The sequence below is a fragment of the Clostridium sp. FS41 genome (assembly GCF_000954015.1).
GTDB classification, from domain to species: domain Bacteria; phylum Bacillota; class Clostridia; order Lachnospirales; family Lachnospiraceae; genus Enterocloster; species Enterocloster citroniae.
On the sequence record NZ_JYHN01000033.1, the window covers coordinates 1 to 3,512 of the forward strand.

A 3,512-nucleotide genomic window follows, 5' to 3' on the forward strand; every position below is an offset into this window, starting at 1 on the left:
CAAGGTTCGTTTGTTGTTGTCTTGTTCAGCAGCAACTTTTATATCTTATCACAGCCGTTTGCGTTTGTCAACAACTTTTTAAACTTTTTTTATTTCTTACTCTCTTGCGCTTAAGCTCTCACCGCAGCGCAAGAGATATCTTACCAGATGGTTCGACAAATGTCAACAGCTTTTTTCATTTTTTGTAAAAACTTTTTATCGAGCCTGTTTCATCCTTTGTATATCTTCCAAAACCGATCTTTTAAAAAGCGGATGCTCACTCCATTGCTCCATGCCAAGTCGTTGGCACAAACATGGAACTACATATGAAACCACATCATCCGGCCGGCTGCACCAGCGCAAACTTTCCACAGCAGCATCTCTCAATTGTTCCATGACCTGTTTTGCCTTTTCAATGACCTCCACCCCCTGCTCATGGTTATACATCTGATCCCAGGCAGGACAATACAGGTCCACTTCCTTCCACACCCTCAGCCGCTCCAGCGTATCAAGGCTGGCCTGTGAGTCTACATAGATGGGCACGTCTTCCGGCCCAGGAATCCCATCACCCACAAAAAGAAGCTTCTCTTCCCTATAATAAAAACACAGTGATTCCAGAGAATGTCCGGAAGCCTTGATCACTTCCAACGAAATTCCCGGCTCCAGTTCAATAATCTCTCCAGGTATTAAAGTTCTGTCCACATGAACCGAACCCTCCACCAGACCATAAAAATTAGGTATGGGGCGTTCCCTGTACTGAAGGTCTATATCTTCGACCCAGTTCTTTTCTCCTGCACAGGAACAGATCTGGCAGCCGTATATATGCTTTAGAGCCTTTGCTCCCCCTATATGGTCAGGATGGGAATGCGTCAGCAGTACAGTATTGATAGTTTGTCTCCTTCTTCCATTTTTATGTATATATTCTCCAATTTTTTTATCACATCCTTTTACCCCTGTATCAATCAGGTAATATCCATCATTACCTTCTATAAGATACACATAGACATAGCGGCTGATCTGCGGACTTATGTTAAAATCAATTTTCAGCTGATGTACTGTTTTGCTTATCTTCACTCTCCCACCTCCTGGCCTTCTCCAAAGGCTGGTACGATTATAGCGTGACTGTCCACTGAGGATATCCGCTTTCCCATGATACGTCCGTATTCCTCTGATGAAAAACATGCATCCAGGCTTCCTCTGTCCGGAAAACGTATAACAATCATACGGTCCGGCTTCCATCCCTCTCCTAGGTACTCAATTCTTTCACTCCTGACCAAATAGACACCTCCATATTGCTCCACAATAGGCTTTACCATTCTTATATAGTCATCATAATCGTATCTCCCCCTTCCCGGATCTAAATAAGTGCATGCAATAAAATACCATCCCATTCTTGTCGCCTCTCCCCTCTATGCAAGTAAACACTTGCATCAACATCAAAAATATATAGCACAAACTACGTGCCACATACTTTTTATTCATTTCCGCTGCTGTACTTATAACTATATTCCATTGATAAACCCTTCAACCATCCCCCTAATATAACAATCCTGGTCCATGGTTGTCAGCTGATCGCCAAATGAAGCTTTCAAAAATATAAAACCAAAATTCAGGGACAGGAACATCATGGATAAAGTTTCAAAATCATCATGCTTTAAAATTCCTCTTTTGTTCATTTCCCTAAAATAATCAATCAAGCCCGTCTTAAAAGTCTGGGGAACCGCCATGATTCCCTTTGATGTCACATCTGCCAATTCTGGAGTGCGCAGCCCAATAGAAAGTTTTACAAACCTGGGGCTCACCTTGGTCATATACACATGTGAAAAACGCATCAGATCCTCCTTCAGACTACCTGATATTTGAAGAAAATCCTCAGGGCGAAGGTCTGGATGCCATTGACTTTGCTTCATGGCCTGGAGCACGATTTCCTTTTTTTCACTAAACTTCCGAAAAATGGTGCACTCATTCACACCTGCCCGCCTGGCAATATCTTTCGTTGTTGTTGCCGAATATCCTCTCTCCATCATCAGTTCCATTGCCGCATCAATGATCCTTTGACTTGTCTGGTCCATTTTTGCCTCCATTCTTGCAAGTGTATACTTGCATTCTATAACATTGTCTTGAAACTGTCAAGATCAAACCAGATCATTTTATTAAAATGGACATCTTCCTTAAACCTACTCCGTATAGAACTATAGCCAATCCTGGGTTACGGTGATATACTTTAAATGAGGTGATCTATATGAAAATGCGAAATGAATATACATGTCCCCTGGAACTGACTCATGATGCGATCAGGGGAAAATGGAAACCCATTATCTTATGGCAGTTAAGCAAAAGCCCCCAGTCTCTTTCTTTTCTCAGACATTCCATTGCCGGCGTGACTCAGAAAATGCTAATCCAGCAGCTTAATGAATTGATCCAGTACGGTTTTGTGGACAAGACCACCTTTGAAGGATATCCTTTGCAGGTGAAATATGATCTCACAGACCGTGGCAGGAAAATATTTCAGGCCGTCACAATTATGCAGGATGTAGGGATTGAGATGATGATTGAAGATCACAGGGAAAATATTCTGAAAGAAAAGGGGCTTTTGTAGTTACTAAAAAGTGCCTACTATCTTTTCAACCTGGCTCACTATATAATGGTTGAAAAGGAGGTTAAAGCCATGAGAGATACAGAAACAACAATTGGAAATCTGATTGACAAACAGGGAGTGTCCTTTATCGGTTCCGTGTCCCCGGACGGCATTCCAAACATTAAAGCAATGCTCCCACCGCGTAAAAGAGAGGGCATCAAAGTCTTTTATTTCACCACCAACACATCCTCAATGAGAGTTTCACAGTATAAAGCTAATCCAAGGGCATGTATCTATTTTTGTGACCGGCGTTTTTTCCGCGGAGTCATGCTTACCGGCACCATGGAAGTACTGGAGGACAGGAAAACCAAGGAAATGATCTGGAGGGAAGGTGATACCATGTATTACTCCAAAGGCGTGACAGATCCTGACTATTGCGTGCTGCGTTTTACCGCCAATGACGGTAGGTACTACAGCAACTTCAGCTCTGAATCATTTGAAATAGAGCAGGCAATGCTTTAACTGTGAATCCAATAATAAATGCAATATAAAACCCCTGGAATCGTCTCCGGGGGTTCTTCTTTCGCCAACAAAAAAGCCGGAATTCCCTTGCTTTCAGGAAATTCCAGCCAATAAAAAAGCGCGAGACGGGATTCGAACCCGCGACCCTCGCCTTGGCAAGGCGATACTCCACCACTGAGCCACTCGCGCATATCATATTCTCTTTAGTTAATCGGGGTGACAGGATTCGAACCTGCGACCTCCTGGTCCCAAACCAGGCGCTCTAGCCAAGCTGAGCCACACCCCGTCATCACCACGGCAATTACACCATAAATGATATAATCTTTAAGCACATTACGTACCCTCAAAACCACATATTGAAAACCGAATTGAAACTTCCTTCTTTTCCCTAAACCTTTTGGTTAAGCCCTCGACCGATTAGTATTAGTCAGCT

General features: G+C 43.0%; 5 protein-coding genes and 2 tRNA genes. 2 read left to right on the forward strand and 5 right to left on the reverse strand.

Annotated features, from left to right (window positions below; translation table 11 throughout):
* Positions 1–195: 195 nt before the first annotated feature.
* The 3 genes from CLFS41_RS04730 to CLFS41_RS04740 form a co-directional block, all read right to left on the reverse strand.
* On the reverse strand, positions 196–1,053 hold the full coding sequence (locus CLFS41_RS04730) for an MBL fold metallo-hydrolase (protein ID WP_045091622.1): 858 nt from the start codon (positions 1,051–1,053) through the stop codon (positions 196–198).
* Complete coding sequence (locus CLFS41_RS04735; protein ID WP_045091623.1) at positions 1,050–1,370, reverse strand: DUF1330 domain-containing protein; 321 nt, start codon at positions 1,368–1,370, stop codon at positions 1,050–1,052. Before CLFS41_RS04735 ends, CLFS41_RS04730 begins: the two co-directional genes overlap by 4 nt.
* Positions 1,371–1,481: 111 nt before the next feature.
* Positions 1,482–2,051, reverse strand: a complete 570-nt coding sequence (locus CLFS41_RS04740; RefSeq protein WP_007871704.1) for a TetR/AcrR family transcriptional regulator — start codon at positions 2,049–2,051, stop codon at positions 1,482–1,484.
* 170 nt (positions 2,052–2,221) lie between these two features.
* Here CLFS41_RS04740 and CLFS41_RS04745 point away from each other — a divergent pair, with 170 nt between their 5' ends.
* Positions 2,222–2,578, forward strand: a complete 357-nt coding sequence (locus tag CLFS41_RS04745; RefSeq protein WP_045091624.1) for a helix-turn-helix domain-containing protein — start codon at positions 2,222–2,224, stop codon at positions 2,576–2,578.
* Positions 2,579–2,647: 69 nt separating this feature from the next.
* The gene (locus tag CLFS41_RS04750; protein WP_007871709.1) at positions 2,648–3,079 is read left to right on the forward strand and encodes a pyridoxamine 5'-phosphate oxidase family protein; all 432 of its coding nucleotides are present in this window, start codon (positions 2,648–2,650) and stop codon (positions 3,077–3,079) included.
* 117 nt (positions 3,080–3,196) lie between these two features.
* On the opposite strand, the gene CLFS41_RS04755 is transcribed toward CLFS41_RS04750, so the two are convergent.
* Positions 3,197–3,268 (reverse strand) — tRNA-Gly (locus tag CLFS41_RS04755).
* 22 nt (positions 3,269–3,290) lie between these two features.
* Positions 3,291–3,365 (reverse strand) — tRNA-Pro (locus CLFS41_RS04760).
* Between the last annotated feature and the right edge of the window lie 147 nt (positions 3,366–3,512).